At 47.4% G+C, this 16,634-nt stretch carries 14 protein-coding genes and 1 riboswitch; of the genes, 6 read left to right on the top strand and 8 right to left on the bottom strand.

Annotated elements, in window-relative coordinates; translation table 11 throughout:
• Positions 1–75: 75 nt before the first annotated feature.
• On the top strand, positions 76–1,185 hold the full coding sequence (locus tag BLU87_RS07865; protein WP_175498301.1) for a THUMP domain-containing class I SAM-dependent RNA methyltransferase: 1,110 nt from the start codon (positions 76–78) through the stop codon (positions 1,183–1,185).
• An 83-nt stretch (positions 1,186–1,268) separates the two neighbouring features.
• Positions 1,269–1,466 (top strand): 30S ribosomal protein S21, encoded by a 198-nt coding sequence (gene rpsU / locus BLU87_RS07860; RefSeq protein WP_092346444.1) that lies wholly within the window; start codon positions 1,269–1,271, stop codon positions 1,464–1,466.
• A 197-nt stretch (positions 1,467–1,663) separates the two neighbouring features.
• Here the strand turns inward: rpsU and BLU87_RS07855 are convergent, their stop codons facing one another.
• Positions 1,664–3,106, bottom strand: a complete 1,443-nt coding sequence (locus tag BLU87_RS07855) for a glyceraldehyde-3-phosphate dehydrogenase (RefSeq protein ID WP_092346442.1) — start codon at positions 3,104–3,106, stop codon at positions 1,664–1,666.
• 315 nt (positions 3,107–3,421) lie between these two features.
• Here BLU87_RS07855 and BLU87_RS07850 point away from each other — a divergent pair, with 315 nt between their 5' ends.
• Positions 3,422–4,402 carry a class II fructose-bisphosphate aldolase gene (locus BLU87_RS07850; protein ID WP_092346440.1) on the top strand — a complete coding sequence of 327 codons (981 nt, stop codon included), beginning with the start codon at positions 3,422–3,424 and terminating at the stop codon, positions 4,400–4,402.
• A 57-nt stretch (positions 4,403–4,459) separates the two neighbouring features.
• Here BLU87_RS07850 and BLU87_RS07845 read toward each other — a convergent pair whose 3' ends face one another.
• Positions 4,460–4,777, bottom strand: a complete 318-nt coding sequence (locus BLU87_RS07845) for a hypothetical protein (RefSeq protein ID WP_092346438.1) — start codon at positions 4,775–4,777, stop codon at positions 4,460–4,462.
• A gap of 251 nt (positions 4,778–5,028) precedes the next feature.
• Between BLU87_RS07845 and nhaA the strand changes: the two genes are divergently transcribed.
• The gene (nhaA, locus tag BLU87_RS07840; protein ID WP_217637458.1) at positions 5,029–6,192 is read left to right on the top strand and encodes a Na+/H+ antiporter NhaA; all 1,164 of its coding nucleotides are present in this window, start codon (positions 5,029–5,031) and stop codon (positions 6,190–6,192) included.
• Between the two features lie 29 nt (positions 6,193–6,221).
• Here nhaA and BLU87_RS07835 read toward each other — a convergent pair whose 3' ends face one another.
• From BLU87_RS07835 to thiD, 6 genes are all read right to left on the bottom strand, one after another.
• Complete coding sequence (locus tag BLU87_RS07835; protein ID WP_092346436.1) at positions 6,222–6,920, bottom strand: DUF3047 domain-containing protein; 699 nt, start codon at positions 6,918–6,920, stop codon at positions 6,222–6,224.
• 46 nt (positions 6,921–6,966) lie between these two features.
• The gene (locus BLU87_RS07830; protein WP_092346434.1) at positions 6,967–8,292 is read right to left on the bottom strand and encodes a TIGR04283 family arsenosugar biosynthesis glycosyltransferase; all 1,326 of its coding nucleotides are present in this window, start codon (positions 8,290–8,292) and stop codon (positions 6,967–6,969) included.
• A gap of 9 nt (positions 8,293–8,301) precedes the next feature.
• Positions 8,302–9,510 carry a ChaN family lipoprotein gene (locus BLU87_RS07825; protein WP_175498300.1) on the bottom strand — a complete coding sequence of 403 codons (1,209 nt, stop codon included), beginning with the start codon at positions 9,508–9,510 and terminating at the stop codon, positions 8,302–8,304.
• Between the two features lie 10 nt (positions 9,511–9,520).
• Positions 9,521–10,309: an adenosylmethionine decarboxylase gene (gene speD / locus BLU87_RS07820; protein ID WP_092346430.1), complete on the bottom strand. Its 789-nt coding sequence runs from the start codon at positions 10,307–10,309 to the stop codon at positions 9,521–9,523.
• A gap of 82 nt (positions 10,310–10,391) precedes the next feature.
• The gene (thiC, locus tag BLU87_RS07815) at positions 10,392–11,690 is read right to left on the bottom strand and encodes a phosphomethylpyrimidine synthase ThiC (protein ID WP_092346428.1); all 1,299 of its coding nucleotides are present in this window, start codon (positions 11,688–11,690) and stop codon (positions 10,392–10,394) included.
• Positions 11,691–11,840: 150 nt separating this feature from the next.
• Positions 11,841–11,946, bottom strand: a riboswitch (TPP riboswitch).
• Positions 11,947–12,040: 94 nt separating this feature from the next.
• Positions 12,041–13,474 (bottom strand): bifunctional hydroxymethylpyrimidine kinase/phosphomethylpyrimidine kinase, encoded by a 1,434-nt coding sequence (gene thiD / locus BLU87_RS07810; protein WP_092346426.1) that lies wholly within the window; start codon positions 13,472–13,474, stop codon positions 12,041–12,043.
• A gap of 232 nt (positions 13,475–13,706) precedes the next feature.
• Here thiD and alr point away from each other — a divergent pair, with 232 nt between their 5' ends.
• Positions 13,707–14,837, top strand: coding sequence for an alanine racemase (gene alr / locus BLU87_RS07805; protein WP_092346424.1), 1,131 nt, complete (start codon positions 13,707–13,709; stop codon positions 14,835–14,837).
• Between the two features lie 206 nt (positions 14,838–15,043).
• Positions 15,044–16,609, top strand: a complete 1,566-nt coding sequence (purH, locus tag BLU87_RS07800; RefSeq protein WP_092346422.1) for a bifunctional phosphoribosylaminoimidazolecarboxamide formyltransferase/IMP cyclohydrolase — start codon at positions 15,044–15,046, stop codon at positions 16,607–16,609.
• The last annotated feature ends 25 nt before the right edge of the window (positions 16,610–16,634 follow it).

Here is a 16,634-nt window from a genome sequence, read left to right as displayed (position 1 = left end):
ATATATATTCTCAGATAATTTTAAGAAATTTAATGATTTAACGCTATTTTGATTTTTCTCCGCATGGGGTCTTTGATGCAAGCACAAACTTATCGCTATTTTGTTGTGACGACGCTGGGTCTTGAAAATATTTGCGCCAACGAACTGAATCGTCTTGGGATTCAACCGCTTCACATTATTCGTGGGGGAGTAGAGTTTGAAGGGGGGCTGCACGAACTCTACCTTGCAAATCTGTGGTTACGTAGTGCCACTCGAATTTTAGTTCGTTTGGGGACTGTTGTCGCTCGGGATTTTCCCACTTTATTTCAACGTTTGTCTCGTCTCCCCTGGGGACGTTTTATCAAACCAGGACGTGCCTGTGAAATTAGGGCGGTAAGTCATGGTTCCCGCTTAAACCATACCGGGCGTATTGCCGCTGCCTGCGAGGATGCGATGGTCAAAGCTCTGGGTGAGAAGAATGGGACCACGGGGCCAGTGCAGAAGGTTTTTATCCGGATCAATGATAATCACTGTGAGGTGTCGGTTGATAGCTCTGGAGAACTTCTCCATCGACGTGGCTACCGACATGCTCGTGTTGCTGCGCCATTGCGGGAGACGTTGGCTGCAGGGTGCTTATTGGCTTGCGGTTATGACGGGTCATTGCCACTCGTTGATGTGATGACCGGTTCAGGAACTTTTGCTATCGAGGCGGCTTTGATTGCGCTCCACAGGGCTCCGGGAAAAGGGCGGGACTTTGCTTTTATGAACTGGCCGAAATTTCGGCCAGGGTTGTGGCAGCAGTTGTTGATTGAAGCGCAGAGAGCCGAAAAGGCGACTCTTCCAGTCCCTATTTATGCAGTTGATAATAATCCCAAAGCGATACAGGCAGCGCAGGCAAATATAGAATCTATTGGGTTGGAAGGGGCCATTCAACTCTCTTGCGGACAGATGCAGAAACTCCAACCACAGTTCCCCAAGGGGTTGTTAATCTGTAATCCCCCTTACGGTGAAAGGCTGGGCCGGAATGCCAGCTTGCAATCTCTCTATCATGATTTGGGCCAGCTCTATGGTTCCATTTTCACTGATTGGGACGGCGCGGTTATCTGTCCTGAATCTGAATTGCTCAAGGCGACGGGCCTCTCTTTTGAGCCGTTGCTCCGTTTTACCAACGGTGGAATCAAGGTCTCTTTGTTGAAAAAAGCTTGACTTCATTGGGACCAAAAGGTATATGTTCCAGCTCTTGTGGAGGTGACTCTGCAAAGATGGTAGAGAAAGTGGGGTGATTGTTCGTGGAAATCACAGTTATTGATGGTAACGTCGAAAAAGCGATTAAGGTTCTCAAGCGTAAGTTACAGCAAGAGGGACTTTTCCGTGAAATGAAGCAACGTAAATTTTACGAAAAGCCAAGCATTAAGCGTAAACGCAAAGAGAAAGAAGCCCAGCGCCGTTTGCGTAAGAAGCAACGTGCTATGAAGCGGTTTAACTAAACTCCTTCTGTTTCTATATGACAAAAAGCCGAATCTGCAAAGATGTCGGCTTTTTGTTTTTTTATGATCGGTGTTCTTTGGCGTCATTGTTTAAGCGTTGCAATGCAATTATCTGAATTACATAAAAACTGAAAAAAACCGGACTATTTCATGCGAATAGCCCGGTTTCCTTTTTTTAACCCCCGGCGTCTAACTCTTTATCTGGGCCAGTGATTTAAGCTCATTCCTGACACTTTTTCAGCAATCCGCACTACTTGGTAGCTGTAGCCATATTCATTGTCGTACCAGATGTAGAGGACGCAGCGATTGCCTTGAACAATAGTTGCCAATGAATCAATAATTCCAGCATATGTTGAGCCAACCATGTCGCTAGAGACCGCCTCGGGTGAATTGGTGAAGTCGATTTGATCTTGTAACGGTGAATCGAGTGAGACCCCCCGCAGATAGCGATTCAGTTCTTCAACGCTGGTTTCTTGGTTTAAGGTAAGGTTCAAAATCGCCAGAGAAACATTGGGGGTCGGAACCCGAATGGCATTGCCGGTCAATTTTCCCGCAAGCTCTGGCAATGTTTTGGCAACGGCGTTTGCTGCTCCGGTTTCTGTGATGACCATATTTAACGGCGCACTACGACCCCGACGCTCTTTGTTGTGATAATTGTCTATCAGGTTTTGATCATTCGTATAGCTGTGACAGGTCTCAATATGTCCTGCTTCGATACCGAATTTCTCATTGATAGCTTTAAGGACCGGGACAATCGCATTGGTTGTACAACTGGCTGCGGAGAGAATTTTTTCATCTGTCTCAAGTAACGCATTGTTGACACCATAAACGACATTGGGGATATCTCCCTTGCCCGGCGCTGTCAGTATAACCTGGGAGGCCCCTTTGCAATGAATGTGTCGTCCTAAGCCTTCGCGGTCACGCCATTTACCGGTGTTGTCGATAATCAGAGCGTTGTTGATTCCATACTTTGTATAGTCAACATCTTCAGGAGAGTTGGCGTAAATGATGCGGATCATATTGCCATTGGCGATAATGGCATTTTCGGCCTCATCGACTCTGATAGTCCCTTTGAAGTGGCCGTGAACAGAATCGCGGCGAAGGAGGCTGGCGCGTTTGGTCAGGTCATCTTCACTCCCTTTACGAACAACAGCCGCTCTTAGGCGCAGCTTGTTGCCGCCACCGGTCTGTTCGATCAGGATTCTTGCCAACAGGCGACCGATACGACCGAAACCGTAAAGGACGACGTCACGGGGTTCGTTGAGTTGATGTCCTTTGCCAGTATCCAGACCTTTTAACTGCTCGGCGACAAAAGCTTTAATATCCCCACCACCTTGTTCCTGAAAGAGGATCGCCATCTTCCCGAGATCAACTTTTCCAGGGGCGAGATCCATCTCTGTCATGGCCAGGAGGATGGGGTAAGTGTCCGAGACCCAGATCTCTCGATTGATAATCTGCCGGGCAAAACGGTGGGCCCGGAGAACTTCAATTGTCGATTGGTTGACAAGGGCGCGACCATAGACGGTACAGATCACCTCCTGATCACGATAAAGCTTTCCGAGTAGCGGTGTCATGGCTTCGGCAATTGTCTCGCGCTCTTTCCACTCTTTAAAATACTCATCTGTTTTTGTGTCAACCATATCCAGCAAACCCTTTCATTGTGTGTTAGTGTCTATAATATAAAGAGGATTGAATCTGAACCAATCGATCTCTACAGGATAGCCGACTGAGGCGCTCGATTCAGATTTTATCTTTCCGTGCCCTTTAAATCTGCGTATACTAATTTAACTGTACTGCTTTTGCAACTCCCTTTACAGGGATCGTCGTTGCCTTTTATCCGGCAGTCACTGGACAATTAGTTAGGTTGGTTGATAAAAATTGTTAGAGTTAATCGTCGAGAGATAAATTCGTTTTGGCATTACACTTTATCCGCAATCTCCATGGAGGAATAAATAATGGCTGACGTCGTGAGTTACAAAGATCTGGGTTTGGTAAATTCGCGGGAAATATTTCGAAAAGCGGTCGATGGTGGTTATGCTATCCCTGCCTATAATTTTAATAATCTTGAACAACTGCAGGCAATCATTACGGCCTGTGTAGAAACAAGGTCGCCGGTCATTCTGCAGATCAGTAAAGGTGCACGGAACTATGCTAATGAAACGATGCTCCGTTATATGGCCACGGGTGCAGTGCAGATGGCAAAAGAGATGGGGGTAGAAATCCCGATTGTTCTCCATCTGGATCATGGTGATTCCTTTGAACTTTGCCAGAGTTGTATTGAGTCTGGATTCTCATCCGTCATGATTGACGGTTCGCATCTCTCTTATGCTGATAATGTTGCCTTGACCCGTCAGGTGGTTGACTATGCCCATGCGCATGATGTCACAGTTGAAGGTGAACTTGGAGTTCTTGCCGGGATCGAGGATGAGGTGGTTGCTGAAAAATCCACCTACACTCAGCCTGATGAAGTTGAAGATTTTGTCAAGAAGACCGGGGTAGATTCCCTCGCGATATCGATAGGAACTAGCCATGGTGCCTACAAGTTTAAGCTCAAAGAGGGGGAATCGGTGCCACCGTTGCGGTTCGATATCCTGGCCGAATGTCAAAAGCGGATTCCCGGTTTTCCGATTGTGCTCCATGGTGCCTCCAGTGTTCTCCCCGAATATGTTGCACTGATCAACCAGTATGGTGGCAAGATGGATGGTGCTGTTGGGGTGCCGGAAGACCAGCTTCGCAAAGCGGCAGCCAGTGCTGTTTGTAAGATCAATATTGATTCAGATGGTCGTTTGGCCGTCACCGCCAAGGTGCGTGAGTATCTGCAGAATAACCCCAGTGAGTTTGACCCGCGTAAATATCTGGGTGCTGCCCGCACCGAGTTGATCCGTCTGATTAAACACAAGAACGAGACGGTTTTGGGAAGTGCTGGAAAAGCTTGAGAACTCTTCTGTATCTATTACAGGTTGAAGGCCTATGGAGCCTTCAACCTGTAGCTTCTAAAAAGTAATAACCTGATATCCCTCTTTGATGAAGTTTGAAATATAGTCACCAACGTAAATGATATTGGCCCCTTTTTTTGTGAGTGATGAGGTGATCCCCAGGTCATCCGCTACAAACTTGCAGTAGGCGGTATTGTTCTCCTGGAGGATGGCGAACGTTTCTGGATGTTCTAACATCACCTTTTCACTTTCACCAAAGACGACGAATTGCACATCATCGACCCAACCGTTCTTTCTTGCATTGGTCCCGTAGATTATTCCCGGTTGTAGTTTGTCAAGGTCACCTGACGCCAACCATATGAGAACTTTTGCCATGACAAGCTCCTTTTTTTGTCGTTTGTTCGCTGTGGAAAAAAATTGAATGCCCTCTTTTATCTGGATAAGATTTTATCCTATCATAATGACTAGCCTACAGGTTTGAATTCTATTATTGTCTGGTTCTTCATTTTCGTAGCAGCGATTCGACCACCAATTCACTTTGGTTGTCTGGAACCAGCGGTTTCTTCATCGTCGTTGAATGTGCCACTTGTCATCTTTTTGGGGGGGGGATTAGGTAAGGAAGAACAATGATTGAGTCCATTAATGCTTTTATCAAAAAAGAATCTTCAGCAGGCATCTTGCTGGTTCTGGCTACCATTTGTGCACTGCTGTTAAAAAATAGTGTTTTCTCAGAGATCTATAGCGGTTTCCTCCACACTCATGTTGAGGTTCGTGTCGGTGATTTACAGATCGCCAAACCGCTATTGCTTTGGGTGAATGATGGTCTCATGGCGATTTTTTTCTTTCTCATTGGTTTAGAGGTCAAAAGGGAGGTTTTAGAAGGTCACCTGTCTTCAGTCCGCCAAGTTGTCCTGCCGGGGGTTGCTGCTATGGGTGGCATGATTGTTCCTGCCTTGGTCTTCATTGCTTTTAATCATGGGAACTCGTTTGCCATGAAAGGTTGGGCTATCCCTACGGCTACCGATATCGCTTTCGCTTTAGGGGTTTTGTCGCTGTTAGGGACGAGGGTGCCGTTGTCTCTCAAGGTATTTTTACTTGCTCTGGCGATCATTGATGATTTAGGCGCTATCATTATTATTGCTCTATTTTATACGAATGATCTTTCAACCTTATCCATTATTATCGCTTCCATAGCACTGTCTATTTTATTTGTCATGAACCGGATAGGAGTTGCTCTTAAAGGGGCGTATATTCTGGTCGGTGTCCTGTTGTGGGTCAGCGTCTTGAAGTCAGGCGTCCATGCCACGTTGGCTGGGGTGGCGCTGGCATTTATGATCCCTTTGCATTGTACCAGTAGAAAGGGGAGGCGTTTCTCAATGAACCAAGAAATGGAGCATGATCTGCACAACTGGGTCGTATTTTTGATATTGCCCCTTTTTGCCTTTGTCAATGCTGGAGTGGATTTGAGGGGCATTTCATTGGCAGAAATGATTAATCCTGTCCCCATAGGAATTATGCTCGGATTGTTTTTAGGCAAGCAGTTGGGAGTATTTGGTTTTAGTTGGCTGGCGATCAAATCCGGGTTCGCCAGCCTGCCGACCGATAGTAGCTGGAAACAACTCTATGGCGTCTCTATTCTTACTGGTATCGGTTTCACTATGAGTCTGTTTGTCGATACCCTGGCTTATGATGATACGCAGATGTTCCTTTATGCCGACAAGTTGGCAGTCCTTGTTGGGTCCTTTGTTTCGGGATTGGTCGGTTATCTGGTGTTGAGAATCGCCAGATAACCTTGTTTTTTCCCGACTGGCAGGTTGATTCATTCGGCGGTAAAAGTGATATCACCATAACTCGCACTGACCAATCCAGCAGTGTTGTCACTGTCTGTCATGATCGCCACGGCATCAATTGACGTTATCTCTTCACCGAAGATTTTTTTGAAGTCTTCAAGGACGTTACGTTTTTCCTGATACCAAGTGTTTTTCTTGTCTGCAGCAGTACGAACCGCCATAAGGGTCGCATTTTTTCCGGCAAATGCGTTGGGCCAACTCGCCCCTTTTGTTTCTGATGAGGACCAGACATAGTTGATCGCTTTGGTTTTCCAGAATGCCAATCCACCTTTCACAACAATATAGACGCGTGCCGCATAATCGTCGCCATCTTTAGTTCTTTCAGCTAGTGGCGGGTGTCCTTTTTCAATTTTCCACTGCCAATTAATATAGGGATGGGTCGTCAGGTCGATGTTGACCTCTTTGAATAGTCCAGAGGCTGAAGCATTTGCTTCAGCCTGGAGCACCGTTCGATCACCTTGTTTGATTAATTGATAGTTGGTTTGGTTGAGAAACTCTTTCTCTTGCCAACCCTTAAGATCCCCTGCAGAGAAACGACCAACTTGAATCTCGGTTGCAGCACTGCTTTGTCCTGCGTTGATTGGTGTGGAGATCAACAGTAACGAGACGATCAGTACGGGGAGGAAAAAGGATGTTTGTATATTTTTAAGGACTGAGACGATACTCATAATATGCTTCCTTTCGCGATCTCTGCAATGCAAGTTAAGCTTTGGTTTACTTGTGGCGGTAGAAGTTGCGCAGTTTTTTTGTTGAAACACCGGTAAAAAAACCAGCAATCATCAATTGATTTATTATCGTGGTGCGGATGACTCCAAGATTCTTCCACCGGCGTGCAGATGTAAGCGCTTCTTCTTTAAGGGTGACGACAGGTCCACGCTGACGCAGACGGCGGACAAGATCAAAATCCTCCATAATAGTGAGGGGAGAAAATCCACCCATCTCATCAAAGATTCGCCGTTCCATGAACAAGCCCTGATCTCCATACGGCCACTTGAATACTGTGGAGCGAAAATTTGTCCCCCATTCAACTGTTCGCATGGCCAGCCCAGAGGCGTCGGTTTTGAAACGGAACGCCCCGGCAACGGTGCTCGGGTTATCCAGGGTTGAGCGGACCAGCTGCCTGTAGTTTGGCACCAGTAAGGTGTCAGCATGGAGAAATAACAGGTGGCGGCCGTTGCTGTTTTTGACCCCGGCGTTGAGTTGATCTGCCCGTCCAGTGGTGACGGTGAAAACTTTGGCCCCACATTGGGCGGCAATGGCAGCGGTATCGTCTTCGCTAGCGGCATCAACAACGATAATTTCAATAGCCGCATCCGTTTGTTGTAATGATTCAATGGTTGTTGCGATCACCGCTGCTTCGTTGAGAGTTGGAATGATGATGGAAAGTGGCGATTCATTGTCAATGATGGCGTTGAATTGTGGATTGTCGCTGAAGAGAGGCAAATCTTCGGGAAGATCAATATCGCTCAGGTGGGGGAGTTCATAAACGCTCAGTTCCAGGCGGGTACAGATTTCCCGTGTCTGCCGATAAACTTGATCAGTTCCCCAGTCGATATGGGCGAAGAGTTCGGGACGGGGGGACTTCATCCCCAGAAGATAATAACCACCATCAAGGGCGGGGCCAATGACGATATCATAATCCCCTAAACATGTATAAGCATGTTGGATCAGTTCGGGCGTGAGCCCCGGAACGTCCGTACCAAGGCCTATGACATAATTATGATGATGATCGAAAGATGTTTTGAAGGCGGCTTGCATCCGCGCTCCAAGATCCCCATCAGGCTGGACTTTATATTCCAGATCGCTCCCAAGCCAAGAACGGAAATCTTTTAGCCGGGCTCCGGTGTAATGGACGGTAAGGTTGCAGTTGCACCTTTCTGCGCAGGTTGTTCGAGCCGTCTTGAGGGTATGCTCTGCCAAGCGTCGATGCAATTGTGCCGCACCTTCCGCTCCAAGGGCCGGAATAAGTCTGGTTTTCGCTTTTCCAAGGACAGGATACTTGCTGAAAATCAACAGTGCCGAACTTGTGTTTAAGGGCATAGCTAGCGTCTATCTGGGCGTTGAGAAATTGATTGTTTTGGTGATGGTCTGTTGCTGTCGTTGCAGGGTTAATTTGACCTCGGCATTGCTGCTTTTCTGTTGTAATTCATAAATCAGGTCAAAGACCTCTACTAACGGTTGGGTGTCAAGCCGGGTCAGGATATCCCCCTTTTCTAACCCTTGTTGCTCCGCAATTGATCCCGGGAGGACCCCTTTGATGAGGAGTCCATTATCCGTTTTGTCCAGCATGATTCCCAGTTTAACCCCTGGATTCGGTAGATCCTCATATTCGGTAAAGGTGAGAAAATGATAAGGGGGCATCGGGTAGTTTGGTTTAACGACGTTCATCAGTCGGTCTTTTTTGTCTTCCGGTATGTTTAATTCTTCTGAGCCGATCAGAAGGTAACTGGAAGGGGTACGGCGGAACATGCGACGGGGAATGCCATATCCGTAACGGATGTGGTTTCCTCCTGCAATGACGAGGACTTGGCGATTTTTGCCCTGTTGCTGTAGATATTCAGCCAGATTCTGTGCCATCGTCTCGTCCCAAAGGGTTTGCACTCGTTGAAAGCCATCGAGCATGGCCCGACCCATTTTGTGGTCACTGAAAATAGCTTCAACCATCGCTTGCTGATAGGGATCGTTGTTGTCTATGTCAGGCAATTGTTCTTGTTCTTCCACCGACAATTCTGCCAAGGGCGTTCTGGCGACACTTTGCTTGAGATTTTGTTCTACGTTAAGGGCCAAAAGGGGAATCTTGTGATCCCGGCAGTAGTTTAGCAGGGAGCGATAGAAGGCAAAGTTCATCCCCCAATTGTGATACCAATTGACCTGTTGTAAAAATTCTTTCTCTGTCAGATCCCCATTGATCCACCGATCCAAAACGGTTTGTTGTGAGGGGGTAAACATCTCCATCGCCAAGGTGATCTTGCCAGGGTTGTGTTGTGCTAACGCCTGAAGAATCGTTTTTTGCAGCCGATGGGATGCTGGATTGTCATGGGTTTCACCGACAAAAACCACCTGGGTACGACTGGCCTGATCGAGCATCACCTCCTGATCAACGAAAATTCCTGTTGGCAGATGGAGTATATCTCCAACAACCGGCTCACGGTCTGGAGGGTAAGGCATCTCTGGATCGCCCAAATATTGACTGACGGGCTGGCAGCCGATAAGTGAAGTCATAAGCACCAATAGAGGGAAAAAAAAGTTGATATTCATATTTTGCCTCTCAATAGATATTCTTAGCATGGAAAATTTCAGTCATTTCTTGTCCAAGGATCGTTTTTATCCTTTTTCTCTCCTCGACAGACAAATCCTCATACGTTGTTGCAAAGAGATATTTATTTAAATCGAAATCTTTGAGCAACATTTTTGTATGAAATAAATTTTCCTGATAAATGTTGATATCGACACATTGATAAAGATCACGTATGTCCTTACGAATGTATTGCTGAATACTGTGAATTCGGTGATCAATGTAATGTTTGCGCCCCTTAGTGTCCCGGGTAAAGCCGCGCACCTTGTAATCCATCAGCACAATATCTGATTCAAATGAAGCAATCAGATGGTTAAGTGCTTTGAGTGGGCTGATTCTACCACAGGTTGAAACATCGACATCAACCCGGAAGGTTGAAATTCCTGATTTTGAATCGGTTTCCGGATAGGTGTGGATACAGAGATGGCTTTTATCCAAGTGGGCAACCACAAGGTCAGGTTTTGGTTCAATGGGTTCTTCGGCAATCAGAATGGTGACCGATGCTCCCATCGGGTCGTAATCCTGGCTGGAAATATTCAGAATATTCGCACCAATGATATCTGAAACTTCGGTGAGAATCATCGTTAAACGTTCGGCGTTGTACTCTTCGTCTATGTATTCAAGATATTCTTTGCGGGCCTGGGGACGTTTGGCATAGCAGATATCATAAATATTAAAGGAGAGACTTTTCGTCAAGTTGTTGAAGCCGCGCAGTTTGATTTTGGGTCTGCGCTTTGGGCGGGTGAACTTTTTTGCACACATCGGCATAATTCCTGAAAAAGCACCGAATCCATCGATTCGGTGCTATAAGTGGATACTATTTAATTCCAGGCGCAGTATTTTTCTATACTGCTTTTTTCTTCTCGCGGCCATCCATAACCTTGTAAGCGCAGAGGGAACCACACATTGTACAGGCTCCATGAGATTCATCAACCCCTGATTCGTCCCGCCAATGTTTTGCTTTTTCTGGATCAATGGAAACGGAATATTGTCCTTCCCAGTCAAGTTTTTTACGATAAACCGCCATGGCGTTGTCTTGGTCTATAGCTCCAGGGATGCCTTTAACGATATCAGCGGCATGGGCTGCAATTCGTACCGCCATGACCCCTTCATGCACATCTTGAACGGTCGGAAGGCGGAGGTGTTCGCTGGGGGTGACATAGCAGAGGAAATCGGCTCCAGCAGCGGCTGCTACAGTGCCTCCGATCGCCGAAGTGATGTGGTCATAGCCGGGGGCGATATCTGTCACTAATGGTCCAAGAACATAAAATGGGGCGCCATGGCAGAGGCGTTTTTGTAGTTTGATGTTGGCCTCTATCTGGTTAAGAGCCATATGTCCAGGGCCTTCAATCATGACCTGAATTCCGGCATCTTGAGCGCGTTGGGTCAACTCACCAAGGATAATCAATTCTTGAATTTGCGCCCGATCTGTTGCATCTGCCAGGCACCCAGGACGGAAACCATCGCCGAGAGAGAGAACCGCATCGTAGGGCCGCACCAATTCCAGTAAGCGGTCATAGAATTCGTAGAGGGGGTTTTCAGCATTGTTGTAATCCATCCAGCCGACAGTAAAAGAACCTCCACGGGAGACAACCTCCAGCAGTCGTCCCTCACGGTCCATTCTTGAGACCGTCTCACGGGTCACGCCACAGTGGACGGTGATAAAGTCGACGCCGTCTTCGAGATGCTTTTTAACGCCGGCAAAAATATCTTCGACCGTCATATCAACAATAGGTTTCCCTTGCGTTATGACTGCGTCGCAAGCGGCTTGGTACAGGGGAACACTGCCGATACAGAGATCGGTTTCAGCGATGATTGCTGCGCGGATTTCATCTATTGGGCCTCCGGTAGACAGGTCCATCAGGGCATCCGCTCCAGCAGCTGCTGCAACCTTGGCTTTTTCAAGCTCTTTATCAATGCTGGTATCGTCCTGGCTTGTGCCCAGGTTGGCGTTCGTCTTGGTGCGTAGCCCTTCGCCAACGGCTAGGGGGCGCCCGTTTGTGTGCTTATTGTTACGACAGATAACGGCTGTCCCTGCAGCAATCTTCTGACGAAGAATTTCCGGTTCGATATTTTCAGCAGCGGCAGCTTGGCGCACTAAATCGCTGATCTGTCCCTGACGGGCCATTTCAAGTTGAGTCATAAGGGTTACCTCAAGCAGATAAAAACAGTGTTAAAGTGGATGCACTGTGGTTGAAAGATATGAACTGATGCAGATCCTGATCAAAAAAAATAGTTCACCAATCTACAAAGCAAAAAAGCCGCCAAAAGGCGGCTATCGATAAATAATATCGGTATTGAGTAGCCGCTTCCCTACGCCGGGATTAACCGGATCAGGTTCCAAGGGTTGTTCCAGAATACTGGAACTCTCAGTAACGAAGACGCCCCTAGCGTGTCAAATAGACATGGATAGAGTTACCAGTTAGGTCGCACGAAAGTCAATAGAGAAAAGCAATGTTTGCAGAGCTCCACGGTGTTTGAAGAGGATGGGCATTAGTCTTGTACCGACACCTGTTCGTGCAAGAGTTGCATTGCCGCTTGGATGTGATTGACTGGACCGTGTCCCCGGCCATTGGGGGTGGATTTCTCGATCGCAAGAGAAACAAAGCGTTTGCCTCTTTCTACCGCTTGTTTTAACGGGTATCCTTGGGCTAGAAAGGTTGCTATTGCGGATGAAAGGGTGCAGCCAGTCCCATGGGTGTTGATGGTATCAAAACGTTGATTGTTCAGTTGATATTCCTCCTCTCCCAACAACAGGATGTCTGTCGCATCACCATGGAGGTGACCTCCTTTAATCAAAACGTTGCGTGCCCCTAATTCCTGTAGAGTGCGACCAGCTTCAATCATCTCTCCAATTGTGCGGGGCTCAATTCCCGTCATCACTTCGACTTCTGGTAGGTTCGGAGTCAATAGATATGATTGTGGTAGTAAGCGTGAGATGAGACTGTCATGGGCCTCTTTATCGAGGAGAGATTCGCCCCCTTTGGCAACCATGACTGGATCAACTACGGCGAGGAGTGAACGCTCTTCAATGACTTTTGCGACCCGCGAGACGATCCCACCCCAACTCAACATCCCGGTTTTGACGGTGTCGGCTCCAATGTCATCGAGAACGGCTTCCAGTTGTTTCATGACAAAGTCAGTGTGAACCATGTAAGTATCGTTCACCCCTAGAGTGTTCTGTGCTGTCAAGGCTGTTAAGACGGAGCTGGCATAGCTTCCAAGCAGGGTGATGGTTTTGATATCGGCTTGAATGCCGGCGCCACCACTGCAATCTGAACCCGCGATGGTTAAGACGTTACCGTTGGGGGCTGGGTTATTGCGGTTGAAAAGGAGAGAATATTCTTTTGCTGCCCTTGCGGGATCTGCATCTGCCATAATTCCTGAGAGGATGGCAACAGCATCAGCTCCAGCGGACAATGCTTCAAATGCGCGGGCAGGGGTGATTCCGCCGATTGCAACTACGGGAATACGGACGGCTTTGCGCACCTTTTTCAGGGTGTCAATCCCTACGAGGGTGATGTCTTGCTTGCTGTCAGTGGGGAAGATGCTGCCGATGGCGATATAATCAGCACCATGGGCTTCAGCTTTGAGGGCTTCATCGACACTATGGGTAGAAACACCAATGAGTTTTTTGTGACTGATGATTTGGCGGGCTGAGGCAATAGACATGTCCTCCTGGCCAAGGTGGACGCCATCAGCATCAATCTCATGAGCCAGTTCAGGCAGATCATTTATGATGAATAGTGCTTTGTGTCGGTGGCAAAGAGCTTTAAGTTTTTCTGCCATTTCCCGCCGCTTATCTGGACGGATATCTTTAGCCCGGTATTGAACCGTTTTTGTTCCACCCTTCAATGCTGCTTCGACTTTTGTCAGCAGTTTACCATCGAGGTTGTTATCCGTGATCAGGTAGAGACCGGAAAGCATTGGCAAGCTCCCTTATATAGATGTAGTGGATGTTATTCTCTGTGTTGAAGAATTATCCTGAAAAAATTAGAATGAGAAATATACAATCATCAAATAATCCTAGCAGCATTAAATCTTGGTGTCAATTAATCTTTAGGTTGATTGTTCCTTTACATAATGGTTCAGGAGGGATAAATTCACAGAGAAATTGGGTGTTAATCCCTCCTTTTTATCCTCTGGAGAAAATAGCGTGATGACCTATTCTGCTCGTCCGACGTGGGTCGATATTGATCTGTCGGCGTTACAACATAATTTGCAACAGGCATTAAATTTGTGTTCCTCGAATCAGCGTGTTTTGGCGGTGGTTAAGGCTGATGCCTATGGCCATGGTGCTGTGCAAGTGACCCGGGCTTTGCAGCGGTTTGGAGTGCGTGATTTTGCCGTAGCGACCCTTGAAGAGGCCTTAGAGTTACGTCAAGCTGGAATTGGTGATAATCTCCTGATTTTGGGGGGCTGTTTCCCTGGACAGGAAGCGGTGTTTTTAGAATTTAACTTGATGCCAATCCTTATGGACACTGCGACTGCTGCGCGTCTTAATGCTGAGGCGTTGCGACGGAAACGGCAAATAAAGGTTCATCTAAAGGTCGACAGTGGAATGGGGCGGGTTGGTTTCTTGCCCGCGCAGCTGCAGGAATTTTTGCCGCAACTGCGGCAGCTGGATGGTTTGATCATTGAAGGTTTTATGTCCCATCTTGCCTGTGCCGATGAGTTGGACTCCGTGGTGACCCATACGCAGCAGGACCAATTTCTGATGATGTTGCAAATGGTTCGCGACGCTGGGCTTCAACCTCGTGAGGTTCACCTGAACAATAGTGCCGGTTTAAGTGCCTGGGGGTGTCCTGACTGCACTCTGTCTCGCCCCGGAATTATCCTTTATGGCGGTCTGCCAAGCCCTGCTTTTTCGACGCGATTGGATTTGCAACCGGTGATGCATTTGCGGAGTTGCATTGCCCAATTACGCAGCTTGCCAGCTGGCAGCGGCATCTCTTACGGTCATAGCTACCACGCCCATGATAATATGCTGATCGCCGTTCTGCCTATTGGTTATGCTGATGGCTATAACCGTCTCTTTAGTAATCGGGGGCAGGGGATACTCCGTGGACAAAAGGTTCCCGTCGTTGGCAAAGTGTGTATGGATTGGATTATGCTGGATGTCAGTTATGTCACGGGGGTTGAGATCGGCGATTGTGTCACTTTACTTGGTTCTATGGACGATATATCCATCACCGGTGATGGGTGGGCAGAACAGTTGAACACAATTCCCTACGAAGTTTTTTGCCGTATCGGTAACCGGATTCCCCGACGCTATCAGTCGGTGCCATAGTTTTTAAAAGCAGTTGTCAGCAGGGGGGAATCATGCTAAAAAAACCTCAATTTCTCGTTGTTTTAAAGGCTTAAAGCCCACTTCATTTTTATATATAAATACCGTACAGATTGACAGACTAAATCTCACAGGGTGAGCTACGAATGCCGCTCTGGGTTTTGTCGTCTTCTCAGTCTCATTGATTAGGAATTAAGAAAGGATGGTCTATGGCTGCTATTAAACGTGCATTGATTTCGGTTTCGGATAAAACCGGAGTTATTGATCTGGCTCGGGAATTAAACAGTTTTGGGGTTGAGTTATTGTCAACTGGTGGAACTGCAAAGTTAATCCGTGATGCTGGAATTCCAGTAATGGATGTTTCTGAATATACCGGATTTCCAGAGATGATGGATGGTCGGGTAAAGACACTACATCCTAAGGTCCATGGTGGTTTGCTTGGTCTGCGCGATAATCCAGAGCATATTGAGGCAATGAAGAAACACGGTATTGAGCCGATAGATATGGTGGTAGTGAACCTCTATCCTTTTGAAGCGACGGTGGCAAAAGACGATTGTCGTCTTGAGGACGCTATCGAAAATATCGATATCGGCGGACCGACCATGCTTCGCAGCGCTGCTAAAAATAATAAGTTTGTCACCGTCCTTGTTGATCCGGCAGATTATGAGCCCATCATTGCCGAAATGAAACAGGGTAGCGGTGAGGTTTCAACGGCGACCAATTTCAAGCTTGGGGTTAAGGTTTATCAGCATACTGCTGCATATGATGGGGCCATTTCCAATTGGCTGGGAAAACGGATCGACGCAGAGACCGCTGATTTTGCTCCAACATTGACCCTGCAATTTCAAAAATCCCAGGGGATGCGTTACGGCGAAAATCCACATCAGAAGGCTGCTTTTTACGTTGAAAAAGATATTAAAGATGCTTCTATTGCTACAGCAAAGCAACTGCAAGGGAAGGAGCTTTCCTATAATAATATCGGAGATACTGATGCTGCTCTTGAATGCATTAAGCAATTTAATGAGGCACCGGCTTGCGTCATCGTCAAGCATGCCAATCCCTGTGGTGTTGCTACCGGGAGCAATCTTCTTGATGCTTATCAGCGTGCCTTTTCAACGGACCCTGAATCCTCTTTTGGCGGGATTATCGCTTTTAACCGGGAACTGGATGCGGCAACGGCTCAGGCAATTGTCGATCGGCAATTTGTTGAGGTGATTATTGCCCCCAAAGTTGCTGCTACGGTGGCCGATATTATCGCCAAGAAAAAGAATGTCCGCCTCCTTGAATGTGGTGAGTGGCCGGCTGAACCTTCTCCACGCTTTGATTACAAGCGGGTTAATGGCGGATTGCTGGTCCAGGAAGCCGATTTGCTCCTGAGCGCGGACTTGCAGGTCGTTACCAAGCGGGCACCGACGGACAAAGAACGTCAGGACCTCGACTTTGCCTGGCGAGTCGCCAAGTTTGTTAAATCAAATGCTATCGTCTACTGTAAGGATGGGATGACAATTGGCGTCGGTGCCGGTCAGATGAGTCGGGTTAATTCTGCCCGGATTGCTGCCATCAAGGCTGAGCAAGCCGGGTTGGATGTTACTGGTGCCGCGATGGCTTCAGACGCGTTTTTCCCTTTCCGTGATGGGATTGACAATGCTGCGGCTGTTGGTATTACTGCGGTTATTCAACCGGGGGGCTCTATTCGTGATGAAGAGGTGATCGCTGCTGCAAATGAACATAATATTGCCATGGTATTTACCGGGATGCGTCATTTCCGGCATTAATTAGCCTGCTGACGGGGGTTGCTTT

It is taken from the genome of Desulfuromusa kysingii, from assembly GCF_900107645.1.
GTDB classification, from domain to species: Bacteria; Desulfobacterota; Desulfuromonadia; order Desulfuromonadales; family Geopsychrobacteraceae; genus Desulfuromusa; species Desulfuromusa kysingii.
This window is presented reverse-complemented; position numbering and strand designations above follow the sequence as displayed.

Bases quoted from the DNA above. Each gene is read 5' to 3' on its own strand.
- BLU87_RS07865 (WP_175498301.1), top strand. From the start codon at position 76: ATGCAAGCACAAACTTATCGCTATTTTGTTGTGACGACGCTGGGTCTT.
- BLU87_RS07855 (WP_092346442.1), bottom strand. From the start codon at position 3,106: ATGGTTGACACAAAAACAGATGAGTATTTTAAAGAGTGGAAAGAGCGC.
- BLU87_RS07850 (WP_092346440.1), top strand. From the start codon at position 3,422: ATGGCTGACGTCGTGAGTTACAAAGATCTGGGTTTGGTAAATTCGCGG.
- BLU87_RS07845 (WP_092346438.1), bottom strand. From the start codon at position 4,777: ATGGCAAAAGTTCTCATATGGTTGGCGTCAGGTGACCTTGACAAACTA.
- nhaA (WP_217637458.1), top strand. From the start codon at position 5,029: ATGATTGAGTCCATTAATGCTTTTATCAAAAAAGAATCTTCAGCAGGC.
- BLU87_RS07835 (WP_092346436.1), bottom strand. From the start codon at position 6,920: ATGAGTATCGTCTCAGTCCTTAAAAATATACAAACATCCTTTTTCCTC.
- BLU87_RS07830 (WP_092346434.1), bottom strand. From the start codon at position 8,292: ATGCCCTTAAACACAAGTTCGGCACTGTTGATTTTCAGCAAGTATCCT.
- BLU87_RS07825 (WP_175498300.1), bottom strand. From the start codon at position 9,510: ATGAATATCAACTTTTTTTTCCCTCTATTGGTGCTTATGACTTCACTT.
- speD (WP_092346430.1), bottom strand. From the start codon at position 10,309: ATGTGTGCAAAAAAGTTCACCCGCCCAAAGCGCAGACCCAAAATCAAA.
- thiC (WP_092346428.1), bottom strand. From the start codon at position 11,690: ATGACTCAACTTGAAATGGCCCGTCAGGGACAGATCAGCGATTTAGTG.
- thiD (WP_092346426.1), bottom strand. From the start codon at position 13,474: ATGCTTTCCGGTCTCTACCTGATCACGGATAACAACCTCGATGGTAAA.
- alr (WP_092346424.1), top strand. From the start codon at position 13,707: ATGACCTATTCTGCTCGTCCGACGTGGGTCGATATTGATCTGTCGGCG.
- purH (WP_092346422.1), top strand. From the start codon at position 15,044: ATGGCTGCTATTAAACGTGCATTGATTTCGGTTTCGGATAAAACCGGA.